Genomic DNA, 15599 nt, shown 5'->3' on the forward strand with positions numbered 1-15599 from the left:
CAGACAAGCCGGTTCGGAGACCGAATTCCAAAAGTTGTTGCCTACAACGGAACAGCTGTCCAATGCGTTCCGTACTGTGGCACGCGCACTCGACGTTGGGCTGCGCCGCTGGCGAGCATCGTGCCTATGCTCGCCGCAACCGCAGTCTCCCAGAGCGCCACCGACCCACTGTCCGGTCTCGTCCTCGGAGACGTCCCGAAGCCCGAACCGAAACCCGGCTGGTCCGTTGTCCGCGTGGCAGCGTCCTCGCTCAACATGCACGACCTGTGGACACTTCGCGGTGTCGGCCATCCACCCGAGCACCTGCCGATCATTCTCGGTTGCGATGCTGCGGGCTACGATGAGGACGGCAATCCCGTGATCATCTACCCGGTCATCGCCGATGCGGACGCCGGAATGGGAGACGAGACCCTCGACCCGAACCGGGCACTGCTGTCCGAACAGCACAACGGTGCCTTCGCCGAATACCTCACCGTGCCAACCCGCAACCTTATCCCCAAGCCGGACTGGCTGACCTTCGACGAAGCCGCGTGCCTTCCCGTCGCGTGGACCACCGCGTACCGAATGCTGTTCACGCAGGCCGGAGTAACCGCCGGGGACCGCGTGCTGGTCCAGGGCGCCGGGGGCGGCGTCGCGTCGGCCGCGATCAAACTGGCCGCTGCAGCCGGCGCCGTCGTCTATGCCACCAGCCGCAGCGAAGCCAAACGAGCCGAGGCAGTGTCGTGGGGTGCGCGATCCGCGGTCGGGACCGGTGAACGTCTTCCGGAACGCGTCGACGTCGTCATCGAGACCGTCGGCGAGGCCACCTGGGCGCACTCGATGAAGTGCCTGCGGCCCGGCGGCACCATCGTCATCGCCGGCGCCACCAGCGGCGCCAACCCGCCTGCGGATCTGAATCGGATCTTCTACCTGCAGCAGCGTATTCTCGGCTCCACCGGTTGTACCCGCAGCGAACTGGTCGCGATGCTCAAGATGATGGACGCGACCGGCGTGCGTCCCGTCATCGACCGTACCCTGCCGCTCTCCGAGATTCACAAGGGTTTCCAGCACATGATCGACGGAACCCTGACCGGAAAATTGGTCATCCATCCGAGCCCCGAGAAGCAATGAGGAACTCACCCATGACCACGGCCCTCGTCGCCCTCTCCCACTCACCCCTGATCGGCAAGAACGACCCGGCCCCAGGGGTCCTCGCCCGCGTCGACACCGCCGTCGAAGGCGCTCGCGCGTTCGTCCGCGACTTCGACCCCGAACTCGTCGTTCTCTACGCGCCGGACCACTATAATGGGTTCTTCTACAAGGAAATGCCCCCTTTCTGCCTCGCCACCGAGGCCCGTGCCGTCGGCGACTTCGGCTCGCAGGCTGGACCGCTCTCGGTCGATGCCACCGCCGCCAAGATCCTCGCTCAGGGCGTCCTCGATCGTGGCATCGACCTGACCGTCTCCGCCCGGATGATCGTCGACCACGGTTTCGTACAGCCCCTCGAGGTGCTGTTCGGCGGCGTCGACCGCGTGCCGGTGGTGCCGATCTTCGTGAACGGGGTCGCCACCCCGCTCGGCCCCGTCAGCCGGATCCGCGCACTAGGCACCGCCGTTGGCGAAGCCGCGGCTGCACTGGACAAGCGGGTACTGTTCCTCGCCTCGGGCGGCCTCTCCCACGACCCACCGGTCCCGATCCTCGACGGTGCTCCCCCGCGAGTCGCGGACGCCCTCATCGAAGGTCATCTGCCCACCCCCGAACAGCGAGCGAGGGGCGAGGAGCGGGTGATCCAGGCAGGACGCGACTACGCCGCCGGATCGACCACGATGATCCCTCTCAACCCCACCTGGGACAACCGGGTGCTCGATACCTTCGAGAGCGGCTCGCTCGCCGACGTCGACCGATGGACCGTCGAGTGGATGAGCACAGAAGGTGGCGGATCTTCGCACGAGGTGCGGACTTGGATCGCCGCCTACGCCTCGCTCGCGGCTACCGGACCCTACACGATGAAATCCCGGTTCTACGAGCCGGTCCCGGAATGGATCGCCGGCTTCTCTGTCACCACGGCGGTCCCGCGCCATCAGTGATCCCCGCGCCGCGGCCAGTCCCGTTTCGGGGCGCAATACGACAGGTTCCGTCCCCGCCGACACCGACGGGGAACGGAACCTGTGGTGTGTGGGGCCCGAGCGCGGGACGGTGATCCGAGGGCGATCAGGCGGTGGCTGCGCGGTGGTCGAGCATCGGGCCACCCGCGTATGCCCGGACGACGCCGGGGCCAGCAGTCCGCCAGCTCGCCGCACGCCGTGCCACGGTAGTCGTGCGATGCCGGATAACCGGAGAACTCCGGCAGAAACGGTATGCCATGTCTGCGACATGCCGGATGCCCCCGTCGGCCGAAGCGGCGGCGAGCATGTACGAGGTGATCAGGTCGTGGCCATCTCTCGGACAGAGTCCTCGACCTGGCTCGCCAGCACCGAATCCGACGACGACCCCACACAGATCAGTCGCGCAACGGTTCTCGTAAAACACTCCAGATCAAACAATTTCGCGTCTCGCATATCAGCTTCTCAGCATCCGGTAGACCTCCGTCTCGAAGTTGAGGTAGCCACCGAGGGAGACCGCGTCTGCAAACGGCAGGATCTGCGTGCCCCAGATTCCGGCGACCCCGTTCGACCGGTCCATCCAGTAGTACAGGTTGGCCAGCCCTGCCCAACCAAGCGCTCCGGCGGGGCGCCCGGTCGGCGCCGGCTCGTCGTTGACCATGAAGGTCATGGCCCACGATTTCGTCTGTCCTGGAAAGAACTCCGCAGCGTTGGTGTACTCCGGTTCCACCGCACGGAACGAGGTGATCTTCCGGCCGTCCAGGCCGTCCACGACCGCGTCGCGCACCGTCGCCGACTTCAGCACCCGGCCACCCGGACCGTCACCCTCGTTCAACCACGAAGAACGAGTAGCCGAATGCGGCGGTGTGCAGGAGCAACATTCGGGTCGTGATCGGCCGTTCGGGTGCCCGCAAGAGCGGGTTTCCCAGGCATCGAAACCCTCGATCACCGCGACCTCGCCGAGTTCGGGAACGTAGGTGGCCGTCGGCGCGTCGAGATCGACCAAACCGTCCTCCACACACTGCAGCGCCGCGGTGCCTGTGACCGCCTTCGTTGTCGAGAACATCGCGAGCACCGTGTCCGTGGTTACCGGTGCCCCGGTGGACAACGACCTCGACCCGGCCGCCGCCTCGAACACGGTGGCCTTCCGGTCGGTAACCGCAGCGGCCACACCCGGCACTCGGCCGGCGGCGTCACCGGCAGTGACCGAGTCGAGAATGGGCAGCAGGGTGGCGTCGAGCGATTCGCGCGTGAGCATGTCGATCCCTTCGTCGGAACGTCCCGTCCGGACGTAGCCTGTGATGTCCAACTCACGCTAGAAGCGCCGCGGCGCCCGCCACATCTTCGATCGGCAACAACCGTCTGTGAGCGGCGAGATCATCCGCAGAAGCTACTCAGCACCGCGACGTAGGGTGTCCGATGGGTTCTCTCGGAACCGGCGACGGTAAGCCGCGGCGAAGACCCCCATGTTCACGTAGCCCCACGCGCCGGCGACCGATACGACTGTCGCCGAAGGATTGGTAAGCAACTCCCGCCGAATCCCCTCGAGACGGCGATCGCGCAGCATCTCCCGCGGTGTCGTGTCTAGATACTCACGGAATCCGCCAGACAATGTACGGACACTCACCCCTGCCGCACGGGCAACCTCAGCGACCGTCGGAAGTGATTGTGCATGCGTGTCGATGTATGCCGCAGCGCGCCGTACATATCCGGGGCCACAGCGCGGGGCGTCGGAGGCAAGACTGATCCCGGCGCTGCGGACCCAGTCGGTGACCAGGTGGGTCACGATCAGTTCCTGCAGGTTCATTGCGAGCGGACCGGTCGGCGCCTGACCCGTGGACGCAAGCGTCGCTACCGCGTACTGCATCAGTGAGGGCCACGGAGTCCCCACACCACCGATCTCACACTTGTGGGTCCACAATCGATCGTCGGCCGGACGTCCGGACCACCGGAGCACGAAATCGGCGACCAGGTCGTGTGGGATGGTCAGGTTCAGTTGCAGGGTGCCCACCGTCCGCCTCGAGGCGGTATCCGGTGCGAGTGCAGTCCGCGACGAACGACTGCCCGCACCGAGTTCCACTGTGTCGCGGCGATTCACCCAGTGGCGAGTTCCTCCCCGGAGCGTGGTGAGCACCAGGATACGTCCCGCATCCGGCGCGAAATCCCCGAGGGGTACAGGAACGCCGTAGCTGAAATGGGTCAGGGTGATGTCCCCGATCTGCGCCGAGTACATCAGTGAGGCGGGTATGGTGCGCTCGGTAGGACGGACCGTGAAAGGCATGTACGAGATGTCGGTGAACTGTCGGATCTCGTCCCAGTCCTCAACCGGGCACGGCACGTTCGGCCATGGTCCGGGGGTCGAATCCCGAGAGCATGTCTCCGAGACATGCAATGGACCGTAGGGGAACACTAGTCGCGGTCTGCCTCACTCGACGATCCTCCATGACTTTCCGAGATCTGCGAGGAAGATCCGCTGGAAGTATGTTCCGGGCCCGGGTCGTCCCGCACTCAAACGACAGAGAAGTACCCAGTTCCGCGGAACCCGAAGGCGACCAACAGATCCTCTGTGTCCGAGTCGCTGTACGACGCCCGCATCATGCCGATCGACGGCAGCGCAAGGTGTCTCAGGTCGCAATCGTCAGGACGAGATCCGCCAGACCTCTATTGCACGACAGGATATTTGATGTACTTCTCGGCCGCGGGCACTGAGAGGTCTTGGTCCCGGGTTCGATTTGAAGAGTGGACAGCCACCGGGCACCGAAGAGCCCGAATCCGTCAGGTCTGACGAGTTCGCGGTAGATGTCGCGTCGTGCCGTAGCGATGACAGGTGAATCGTGCACTGACGCCCTCCGCGAAGTGCCGGTCGAGACCGGTGGCACATGTGTTGAGGACGCCGTCGGCAGCCCACGGCAGATTCCGTCACCCGCAGGGTGGCGAACGTCCGGTCAGGTTCGAGAATCCCATCGGGGCACGCTGCGGAACGGGCCCACGACGTCGCCGGATCGCTCGGGCTCGTGCGGTAGTTCCCGCCGTACAGAGTCATCGGTTTCGGATCCTCCGCCGGTGCTTTTCCAGGAATTCCTCCGCTCCGTCCTTCTGGTCCTCGAACACGAGCAAGGAATGGAAGAGCCGACACTCGAGGCGCAGGTCTTCTGCAGGGACAACCCGCGGGGCCGGTTCACCATCTCCCTCGCGGCGAGGGCTGCGAGGTGCCGAATGCGGTTCGCGACGAGATGCACAGAAGCAGGGGTGGGTACTGTGGCACATCGCCGATCGGAGGTCTCGTGCTCGGGGACGGCCACGTCGAGGCCGGCCGAGCCGTAGCCCGGTCGCGACCTGATCCGCAGGACGACAATCGCGGCCGAGTCCGGGTGTTCGTACCGGCGGCGACGATGCAGGTCGCCCGATCAGTACTCACTGATCATTCCTTCGCAGTGGGCCAATAGTGGTCGTTCGCAGTGGCACGAGCGCCGAAGATGGCCTGGCCCACACGAACACAGTCCGCTCCTTCCTCGATGGCAATTTCGTAGTCGCCGGACATGCCCATCGACAACTCCCCCGGACCGATGAGAGCCGGATCGGCGTCACGGGCGCGGTCACGGACAGTGCGCAGAAGCCGAAAGCACCCGCGGACCCGGGACGTGTCGGCGGTGAAGAGTGCCAGTGTCATGAGTCCTCGCACCCTCAGCGCCGTGTACCGCGGTAGGGCGGTGAGGAAACTCGGTACATCGGCTGGTTCCAGGCCGTACTTGGACTCTTCCGCCGAGGTGTTGACCTGCACATAGACGTCGAGGGAACGCCCTACCGCCTGGAGACGGCGGTCCAGCACCTCGGCCACACGCAGGCTGTCCAACGCCTGGAATTCGCTCGCGAACGAGGCGACATCCCGCGCTTTGTTGGTTTGCAGATGCCCGATGACCGACCATCGAACATCGAGGTCCGCAAGATTCCCATGCTTGCGCTTGGCTTCCTGCACCTTGTTCTCACCGAGTTCACGGCATCCCGCCTGTACCGCCAGACGGATCCTGTCCTCGTCGACGGTCTTGCTCACCGGCAACAGACGGATATCGGACGCGTCGCGACCCGATCGAGCAGCAGAGGCTTCGATGCGGGCCCGCACCGAGGCGATGTTGCGCGCAAAGTCGTCGACCGTTTCCGCCCGCGGGTACCCCGGACCACTCGATGCATCGGATACATTTGACATAGGCCAAATATTACATGGTCTAGACTATATCGACGACCGTTGCAACGTAAGGACATTCGAAGTGAAGCGAATCGAAGGCAGAACAGCAGCCGAGATCGCCGGCAGCATACGCCTGTTGGTGGACACCGGTTCGCTGCGCGCCGGAGACGGACTACCCCCGGTTCGCGAGCTAGCGAAGTCGCTCGGGGTGAATCGCAACACCGTAGTCGCTGCCTATCGTCAACTAGCCATCGCCGGTGTCGCGATCACCAATCGGGGCGCGGGTACGTCGATCGCTCCGCCCCCGACGTTCGTCGAGGAAGGCTTTGCGCCGGACACGGTTCTGCGTGATGTCAGCCACGGGAATCCGGACCGCAACCTTCTGCCCGATCCCTCGGCAGTGCACCTGCGATCTCGGCCGCCGGTGCTGTATGGCGAGCCCACAATCGACCCGGGGCTTGGCACATGGGCAATGTCGCAGTTCGCCGCCGATCAACCGCGAGAGTTCGGCCTGACGGTCACCAGCGGCGCTGTCGATGCGATCGAGAAGCTGCTCTCCCAGGCACTCAGCCAGGGTGATGCGGTCGCTTTGGAGGATCCCTGCTTCCTCACCAGCATCAACGCTGTGCGGCGGGCGGGCTACCGGCCTGTTCCCGTCCCGGTCGACAACGAGGGGATGACCGCCGACGGATTGCATTCGGCGCTGGAGGCCGGCGCCCGCGCCGTCGTATGCACACCCCGCGCGCACAATCCCACCGGAGTGAGCCTCACCCCGTCACGCGCGGCAGAATTGCAGGCCGCGCTTGCCGACCATCCGCACGTGCTGATCATCGAGGACGACCACTTCTCCCTCCTCTCCCAGGTCCGTTACCACAGCATCATCTCGCGCGCCCATCAGCGGTGGGCCCTGGTGCGGTCGGTATCGAAATTCCTCGGTCCCGACTTACGTGTCGCACTGGTGGCGAGCGACCCTGGTACCGCGGAGCGGTTCGCCACACAGATCAGTGGCGGAACGAAGTGGGTAAGCCACCTTCTCCAGCGCATCGTGCACGCGCTCCTCACCGACGAGGAAGTACAGGAACGCATCCACGCCACCGCCGTTCACTACCACCAGAAAAACACACACTTCGTCGAACTTCTGCGCGACCGCGAAATCACCGCCACCAGCGGAGATGGACTCAATGTCTGGGTGAACGCCGGTACCGACTCGTACGCCGTCGCCGGGCAACTGATGCGTCGCGGCTGGATTGTCCGCACCGGAGACAGCTTCGCGCTCGGTACCGAGTCAGGTGCCGAACGCCTTCGACTGACGGTCCACGAACTCGACACGGGCGCCGCCGAAGTGCTGGCCGATGCTCTCGCCAAGGCCACCGCAGCCGCACATACGACAGGAGCAGGACTGTGACAACGCAGAAGACGCCGCCCGCAAGCCCCCTGACCGTGAGTTCGTCGTCGAGGCTGGACGGAGTCCTCTACGACCTGCGGGGACCGGTACACGAACGCGCCGCCGAGTTGGAACGGCGGGGACAGGAGGTCCTGCGCCTGAACATCGGCAACCCTGCCCCATTCGGGTTCGAGGCACCCGAGGTCGTGCTCGCGGCGCTCCGGGACTCTCTTCCACATGCGCACGGTTACTCCGAGTCACAAGGGCTCGGCTCCGCCCGAGAAGCGATCCAGGACCACTACGCTGCCCGGCCCGGGTTTCCTGTTGCGGGTATCGACGATATTCTGATCGGCAACGGCGTCTCGGAACTGGTAACCCTCACCCTCCAAGCCCTCCTCGAACCCGGTGACGAAGTGCTCATCCCGTCTCCGGACTACCCGTTGTGGACGGCGTCGACGGTGCTCGCCGGTGGAGTACCCCGACACTACCGGTGCGACGAAACCGCCGGATGGGAACCCGACACAGAGGAACTGGAGCTCTTGGTGACGTCCCGCACCAGGGCGATCGTCGTCATCAACCCCAACAATCCCACCGGAGCGGTGTACTCGCGACGCACGCTCGACGCCATCGCCGCCGTCGCGGATCGGCACGGTCTCCTTCTGCTCTCCGACGAGATCTACGACCGGATCGTCTACCCCGGGCACGTCCACGTCAGCACTGCCCAGGTCGCGCCCACCCACCCCTGCATCACCTTCTCGGGACTGTCCAAGACCTCACGCGTCGCCGGCTACCGAGCCGGATGGGTTGTCGCAACCGGGTTCGATCCCGATGACGGGTACCTCACAGGACTTCGCTTACTGGCCTCGATGCGCATGTGTGCCTCCGTTCCCGCACAACACGCGATCGCCGCGGCGTTGCGGCACGACGACACGATCGCCACGCTCCGGATTCCGGGAGGAAGACTCTACGAACAACGCGCGCTGACTGTCCGACTCCTGCAGGAGATTCCGGGAGTGACCTGCCACGAGCCCGGAGGCGGTCTGTACGCCTTCCCGCGCATCGACCCCCACGTCCATGACATCGTCGACGACGAACAACTCGTGCTCGACTTCCTCGAGGCCGAGCACGTCCTCCTCGTTCATGGGCGCGCGTTCAACTGGGCACGCCCAGATCACCTACGCATCGCCTTCCTCCCCCGCCCACCGGTACTCGCCGACGCCATGGAACGGTTCGCCCGGTTCCTCGTCGGCTACCGGCAACACCCGCACCGGCGAGCGATGTGAGAACTCCAAAGAAGCCAAGCGAGACGAAAGAACGCGCATGACCGAGACTCTTCCGACCGCATTCACCTCAACAGGACCTGCGCTGGTCACCGAGGTTCCAGGGCCGAAAAGCCGAGAGCTCCACAGCCGAAAAGACCAGGCAGTGCCGCGCGGAATCGGGAGCACGCTGCCGATCTACATCGATCACGCCGAAGGTCCATGGCTCATCGACGTCGATGGAAACAGGTTTCTGGACTTGGGTTGTGGCGCCGGCGTCAACATGGTCGGCCACCACCAGCAGAGCATCATCGCTGCGGCAACTGCGCAACTGAACCGGGTTACCCACACGCTGTTCGGCATCACGCCCTACGAGGGATACGTGCGCCTCGCCGAACGCCTGTCCCAAAAGACCCCCGGATCGCACGCGAAGAAGACCATGTTCGTCAACTCCGGCGCCGAAGCGGTCGAGAACGCCGTGAAAATCGCCCGGGCGTACACAGGCCGGCGAGCAGTTGCGTCCTTGGACCACGGGTTCCACGGCCGCACCAATCTGACTCTCGCGATGAACCACCGGGCGGTCCCGTACGCGACCGGCTTCGGGCCGTTCGCGCCGGACATCCACAGAGTGCCGAACTCCTATCCGTTCCGGGACGGGCTCACCGGACAGCAAGCTGCCGATCGGACGATCACATACCTGGAAGAACGCGTCGGCTCCGCGGACCTCGCGGCTCTCGTCGTCGAACCCATCCAGGGTGAGGGCGGATTCATCGTGCCTGCAGAAGGATACCTACCGGCCCTCCAGGAATGGACCAACCGAAACGGCGTCATCCTCGTCGCCGATGAAATCCAGTGCGGGCTTGGACGGACCGGCACCTGGTTCGCCAGCGATCTCTTCGGCATCGTTCCCGACGTCGTGCTCACCGCCAAACAGATCGCCGCCGGCCTCCCATTGGCCGGGGTCACAGGACGCGCGGAGATCATGGATGCCGCGGCGCCTGGCGGCCTCGGCGGCACATTCGGTGGAAACCCCGTGTCGATCGCCGCCGCGCACGCCGTCCTCGACCTCCTGGAAGACGAGGAGCAGTTCGCCGCCGCTCGCCGAATCGGAACCACCCTCACCGACGGCCTGCGTCGGATCGCCGAACGCCATCCCGTCATCGGCGACATCCGAGGGCACGGTGCGATGATCGCTTTCGAATTGACCCAGGCGGGGACGACTCACCCACTGCCCGGCAGCGCCTCTGCAATCAGCGAGTACGCGGCCCGGCGCGGCGTGGTCCTGATCACCGCGGGCAGCGACGGCAACGTCATCAGGTTCCTGCCGACCCTCGATGTGACCGACGATCTCCTCGAGTACGCACTCACCGTGATCGAAGACGCACTGAGCCTGCACACGTGAGCGCGCGGCGCGGACCACCGGTCCAGAAGGCGACACAGCACGGTGGGTGGCCGAACAGCCGAGTAGCGGCGAACTCCGCGGATGCGGGTCGCATCCTGCCCTACCTCGATATGGCACCGCACCGCATGCACGGGCGCCGACACCCATACGTCCAGATACGTTGTTGAACAAGATCTATCGCACATGAGTGTGGACAGCACATTCGTTCGTGCGACGCGCGATACAACCGACGTCGCCGAGCACCGCTGCATCGGCGGATTGCCCTGCCCGGAGGCACCAGTTCCCGACTCCGCCGCTGGGTTCGCCCGAACCCAGTAGACCAATCGTGAACGCGTCTCCCCTGACTGTTACCATCATACGTGAGCGCCATAGATAACGTTATTATCGATTCGTCGGCATCGTTACCGTTCCCGAGTTTTGCGAAACTCTTTCCGGTGCTGCACGGAACTCCGCGAGGACGGGGACATCCTGATTCCCGAACCGATGCGCGATGTTCACCGGTCGCGGAGGGCGGTTCCTGCTGGGCTCCGCCCGGAACGCGCACTGAATACCCGAGCACGCATCGATCCGAAGCACGAAGGCGCGAGACCTGTCGCCAGACACAATCCCGGCTCGGGGTGAACAACTTGTGCAACAACGGAAGAAGGACCATATGAGTGACCACCTCAACGCGTCGTTGGCTCACCTCGACCCCGCAATCAGAGCCGTTCTCGACGACGAGCTCGATCGTGAACGATCGTATCTGGAGATGATCGCCTCCGAGAACTTCGCTCCGGTATCGGTGCTGGAATCGGCGGGTAGCGTGCTGACAAACAAGTACGCCGAGGGATACCCGGGCCGCCGCTACTACGCCGGCTGCGAGCCTGTCGACAGGGCCGAAGAACTCGCGATCGAACGTGCAAAGGCGCTCTTCGGAGCGAAGTATGCAAACGTTCAACCCCACTCGGGCGCGACCGCCAACGCCGCTGTATTGTCCGCCGTTGCACAGCCCGGGGACACGATCCTCGGGCTCCGGCTCGATCACGGCGGACATCTGACCCACGGGATGCCACTGAACTTCTCCGGTAAGCTCTACAACGTCGTCACCTACGGGCTTGGTCGAAACTCGTCCCTCATCGAGATGGATCAGGTACGCGATCTTGCTCGCGCACACCGACCGAAGGTCATAATCGCCGGATGGTCCGCCTACCCCAGGCATCTCGACTTCCATGCATTCCGCGAGATCGCTGATGAGATCGGTGCGCTCTTGTGGGTGGACATGGCCCACTTCGCTGGGCTGGTGGCTGCCGGCCTCCACCCGAATCCTGTGCCCGTGGCCGATATCGTCTCTTCCACCAGCCACAAGACTCTCGGCGGACCGCGGGGAGGATTCATCCTCAGCAAGGATGACACCTACGCCAAGATCCTGAACCGGAATGTCTTTCCCGGCCAACAAGGCGGGCCACTCATGCATATCGTCGCTGCGAAAGCCACCGCGTTCCTGCTCGCCGGTACAGAACCCTTCGCAGACAGACAGCGCCGAACCTTGGAAGGTGCTCGTATCGTGGCTGATCGACTCCTTGCCCCGGATGTCCGAGCGAGCGGTATCGACGTACTTACCGGAGGGACCGACGTCCACCTCATCCTGGTGGATCTTCGTACTTCCGAAATCGATGGCGTCACCGCCGAGCGAGTCCTCCACGAAGTCGGTATTACCGTCAACCGCAACAGCATTCCCTTCGATCCCCGGCCGCCCTTGGTAACCTCGGGTGTTCGACTCGGCACCCCGGCCCTCGCAACCAGAGGATTCGGAACACTCGATTTCATCGAGGCAGCCGACATCGTCGCCCAAGCCCTTAGACCGAACCCGGACATTCCCTCCCTGCAAGCCCGCACAAGGGCACTCGCAGAGAAGCACCCCCTCTACCCGGGACTGCTGCGGTAGTGGCGTGAGTTGGCCTTCCTGCCCCCTGCCGGTCCGGCAGGGAGGCCACGGACAGCCCGGATCCAACGGGTGCCGGCACGTCCGCCACTGCCCAGCTCGGTAGCCGACTCGTGGTCGACCGAGACTGTTCGGATCGCCCCCGGACCCGCAGGGACCGGGCTCGCGAGGATGGGTACTCAACGGCCTTCGAGTGCCCCCGGAAGGAAGCGCCGCGCGCGTCTCCTCGGTGCAGCTGCTGCCGGCAACGTGTGACGCGGCACATTCTCGGGTTCCGGGCAGCGATCTGAGCGGCGTCGTCCGCGACGTTCGTGGACAGGACGCCGCACAGAACATCGGCACGCCGATCCATCGGTGCGATGCCGGAGACGATCGCCGGGATCCGTCGCGTCGAGTCCACCCCTCGATGACCTGGAGGTGTCCTCACCATCACCGGCTCGTGTGCCCTCGATCGTCGTACACGCGTCAGATGCGTTCCCGGAACTCAAATCGATGAGACCGGCACGCCCGCGCCACGTCACGCTCATGAACTCTCCATGAGCCGCGCGATCCGACGGATGCCTTCGCTGATCTGCGGGACCGAGGCGGCGGCATATGAGAGGCGGATATAGGCAGCGGGCGGCTCGTCGTAGTAGAAATGACTGCCGTCCCCGATCAGAACGGCGGCGTCCTGAGCCGCGGCCGTCAACGCCGTCGTATCGGTGCCCTCCGGTAGCTTGACCCAGAGGTGGATGCCGCCCCGAGGGGTGTGCGGAACTCGCACCTCCGGGAGCGTCGCAGCGATTTCCCCCAGCATCACGTCGCGACGCTCCGCCAGGTGCGACCGGATTCTCTTGAGGTGCCGCGGCCAGGCCGTGGAAGTGAGTAGGCCTAACGCAACCTCCTGAACCAGCGGGGGAACACACATGTCCTCGGCGATGCGTGCTGCCCGGAGCCGTTCACCGGCCGGTCCCCGCGCAGCAATCGCCGCGACCCGCAGGCCGGGCGCAGCCGATTTGCTCAAGGTGGCGATAGAGACCACATGCCCGTCAGGATCCTGGGTGAACAGCGGCGCAGGCGCAGGGACGTCGATACCCAAGTGCCGGGCCCAGTCGTCTTCGACGATGAATGCCCCGTGGCGGGCGGCGAGCCGGAGCACCTCTTCGCGACGAGGACCGCTGAGCACCGCACCGGTCGGATTGGCATAGCAGGGTTGGAGATAGATCACCGTAGCGTGTGTGCGTTCGAGGGCGTCGGCAAGTTTGTCGGGCCGGATGCCGTCGCCGTCCGCAGGCACAGCGACGAGTTCGAGACCGGCCGCTTGGGCGGCGACCATCGCGCCAGGATAGCTGGGGCTCTCCGTGATCAGCGTCGCGCCGGGACCGGTGAGGGTGCGCAGCACGTAGACGAGCGCCTGCTGTCCACCGGGAACGATCAGAACATCGTTCGGATCGGTGTGGAACTCTTCGGAGAAGACTCTGCGCAGATCCTGAAAGCCGGCGGTGGGAGCCATCGTCCACGCCCGCGAGCTTCGCGCTGCGCGAGCACCCAAGGATCTGAGGTCTTCGAGCGGCTGCAACTCGGGGGCGAGATATCCCCACGACAGCTGAATGTCGTCGGCGGTTCCGTAAGCTCCGAGCCGGGAGGTCCTGCGCGCGTCGACCCGTGCGTGACCGAGCGATTGCGATTGCCACGAATAGTCGGGTTCCGGACCCCGATCTCGGCCGAGGACGAAGGTTCCTCGGCCCGGTTCCGCTTTGACCAATCCAAGCGCTTGTAGCTGTGCGAGCGCCTGGGAAACCGTTGCGGCGCTGGCCTGAAACTCACGTGAGAGCTGACGAACCGGGGGCAGCTTCTCACCCACACGCATCGAAGCCGCCCGCTTCCGGAGGATCGCGGCAACCTCCGCCGGTCTGTTATCGTTGACCATGAAGATATTGGATAACGTTACTGTCTCGTTGTCAACTACGTTACCCCCGTTGTCCGGTGTGGACTTCCCATGGAAGAACGTCGCATGAGTGGCTTGCGCTCGGTACTCGAGGACGTTTCTGCGTCTGCGCTCGTCGCCGGGGTGATCTCGGCACTAGTGAACTATTCCGGCCCCTTCCTCATCGTGCTGGAAGCAACCCGCGCAGCCGGATTGAACGAAGCGCAGACCGCCTCCTGGGTGTGGGCCGTGTCCATCGGCAACGGCGTCTGCAGCATCGTATTGAGCCTGTTCACGCGAATGCCGATCATCGTGGCTTGGTCGACGCCGGGTGCCGCCCTCCTGATCGCGTCGCTGGGCGGGTTCAGCTTCTCCGACGCCGTCGGCGCGTTCCTCGTGGCCTCGATCGCGGCGGCGGTCGTCGGATACACGGGGTGGTTCGGGAGGCTACTCGATCGCGTGCCCACCCCGGTACTGCAAGCCCTGCTGGCCGGCATCCTCCTGCCCTTCGTCATCTCGGCCGGTTCCGCGTTCCAGGCGGCTCCGGTGCTGGCTGGGAGCGTGATCGTCACCTACTTCGTCGGCAAGCGGTACTTCGACCGGTACGCCGTGCTGGCGGCGCTGATCGCGGGAGTGGCAGCCGCGGCCGTCACCGGCGCCTTCAAGACGATGAGTGTCGGGCTGACGATTACAGGACCGCTTTTCACGATGCCGACCTTCAGCGTCATCGCGTTGATCAGCATCGGGCTTCCACTGTTCATCGTCACGATGGCCTCACAGAACGCACCTGGGCTCGCGCTGCTTCGCTCAGAAGGCTACGTCCCCAACGATCGACTTCTCGTCGGATCCATCTCGACGGTTTCCGCCCTACTTGCCCCGGCCGGCAATCACGGCATCAACATCGCGGCCATCACAGCGGCGATCGCTGTCGGCCCCGAGTCGCATCGGGACCGGAATCGCCGTTACATAGCAGGGCTTTCCGCGGGTACCGCATACGTACTCGTGGGCATCTTCGGAAGCTTCCTCGTCGCAGGCTTCCAGTCGATACCGTCCGAGACAATCACGACACTCGCGGCAGTTGCACTCCTCGCATCGACACTCACCGCGTTGAAGGGAGCAACGGGCGGCGACACCCGAACCGGGGTTTCGGCCCTCACAACACTCGCGGTCACCATGTCAGGCATCGTCCTCGTCAGCGTGGGCAGCGCGTTCTGGGGGCTACTCGCGGGCAGTGCCGTGTACGCCATTCTGGGCTTGCCCACGATGAAACGTCATCCCGTCCACACCGCAAACACCAGGTGCACCGTGGACCCCGATACCCGACCGGATCCGCTTGCCGGAGAAGGGATCCACTGAGAGCGCGACGCGCTGCACAGCCGGTTCCCGAAGGTGCGGCGACGATCCGAACGGGTCGTCGCCGCACCGGACAGCAGGGACCGTGAAGCATGCTCGAGCTCATCCTC

Annotated in this window: 10 protein-coding genes and 1 pseudogene; 7 read left to right on the forward strand and 4 right to left on the reverse strand. The window is 64.8% G+C overall.

Translation table 11 applies throughout. From position 1 onward, the window contains the following. The first annotated feature begins 126 nt into the window (after positions 1 to 126). Together ACN675_RS13570 and ACN675_RS13575 are read left to right on the forward strand one after the other, a co-directional pair. Complete coding sequence (locus tag ACN675_RS13570; protein WP_420751336.1) at positions 127 to 1110, forward strand: zinc-binding dehydrogenase; 984 nt, start codon at positions 127 to 129, stop codon at positions 1108 to 1110. 11 nt (positions 1111 to 1121) lie between these two features. Continuing rightward, positions 1122 to 2066, forward strand: coding sequence for a 3-carboxyethylcatechol 2,3-dioxygenase (locus ACN675_RS13575; protein ID WP_420751337.1), 945 nt, complete (start codon positions 1122 to 1124; stop codon positions 2064 to 2066). Positions 2067 to 2538: 472 nt separating this feature from the next. Here ACN675_RS13575 and ACN675_RS13580 read toward each other — a convergent pair. The 3 genes and pseudogenes from ACN675_RS13580 to ACN675_RS13590 all read right to left on the reverse strand — a co-directional run bounded on the left by ACN675_RS13580 (position 2539) and on the right by ACN675_RS13590 (position 6285). After that, positions 2539 to 3339, reverse strand: a pseudogene (locus tag ACN675_RS13580) (serine hydrolase domain-containing protein). 132 nt (positions 3340 to 3471) lie between these two features. Next, positions 3472 to 4092: a helix-turn-helix domain-containing protein gene (locus tag ACN675_RS13585; RefSeq protein ID WP_420751338.1), complete on the reverse strand. Its 621-nt coding sequence runs from the start codon at positions 4090 to 4092 to the stop codon at positions 3472 to 3474. A 1410-nt stretch (positions 4093 to 5502) separates the two neighbouring features. Further along, on the reverse strand, positions 5503 to 6285 hold the full coding sequence (locus ACN675_RS13590) for a YggS family pyridoxal phosphate-dependent enzyme (protein WP_420751339.1): 783 nt from the start codon (positions 6283 to 6285) through the stop codon (positions 5503 to 5505). 61 nt (positions 6286 to 6346) lie between these two features. On the opposite strand from ACN675_RS13590, the gene ACN675_RS13595 reads away from it, so the two are divergent. The 4 genes from ACN675_RS13595 to glyA all read left to right on the forward strand — a co-directional run bounded on the left by ACN675_RS13595 (position 6347) and on the right by glyA (position 12233). After that, a complete protein-coding gene (locus ACN675_RS13595) occupies positions 6347 to 7669 on the forward strand; it encodes an aminotransferase class I/II-fold pyridoxal phosphate-dependent enzyme (RefSeq protein ID WP_420751340.1) in 1323 nt (440 codons plus the stop codon). Next, positions 7666 to 8931: a pyridoxal phosphate-dependent aminotransferase gene (locus ACN675_RS13600; protein ID WP_420751341.1), complete on the forward strand. Its 1266-nt coding sequence runs from the start codon at positions 7666 to 7668 to the stop codon at positions 8929 to 8931. Before ACN675_RS13595 ends, ACN675_RS13600 begins: the two co-directional genes overlap by 4 nt. A 37-nt stretch (positions 8932 to 8968) precedes the next feature. Beyond that, on the forward strand, positions 8969 to 10309 hold the full coding sequence (gene gabT / locus ACN675_RS13605) for a 4-aminobutyrate--2-oxoglutarate transaminase (protein WP_420751342.1): 1341 nt from the start codon (positions 8969 to 8971) through the stop codon (positions 10307 to 10309). A 652-nt stretch (positions 10310 to 10961) separates the two neighbouring features. Beyond that, positions 10962 to 12233: a serine hydroxymethyltransferase gene (gene glyA, locus ACN675_RS13610; RefSeq protein WP_420751343.1), complete on the forward strand. Its 1272-nt coding sequence runs from the start codon at positions 10962 to 10964 to the stop codon at positions 12231 to 12233. Positions 12234 to 12753: 520 nt separating this feature from the next. Here glyA and ACN675_RS13615 read toward each other — a convergent pair. Beyond that, positions 12754 to 14139 (reverse strand): PLP-dependent aminotransferase family protein, encoded by a 1386-nt coding sequence (locus ACN675_RS13615; RefSeq protein WP_420751344.1) that lies wholly within the window; start codon positions 14137 to 14139, stop codon positions 12754 to 12756. A gap of 69 nt (positions 14140 to 14208) precedes the next feature. On the opposite strand from ACN675_RS13615, the gene ACN675_RS13620 reads away from it, so the two are divergent. Then, positions 14209 to 15492 carry a benzoate/H(+) symporter BenE family transporter gene (locus ACN675_RS13620; RefSeq protein ID WP_420751345.1) on the forward strand — a complete coding sequence of 428 codons (1284 nt, stop codon included), beginning with the start codon at positions 14209 to 14211 and terminating at the stop codon, positions 15490 to 15492. Positions 15493 to 15599 lie beyond the last annotated feature (107 nt).

This window comes from Rhodococcus sp. O3 (assembly GCF_048897285.1).
In the GTDB taxonomy this organism is placed as follows: Bacteria; Actinomycetota; Actinomycetes; order Mycobacteriales; family Mycobacteriaceae; genus Rhodococcus.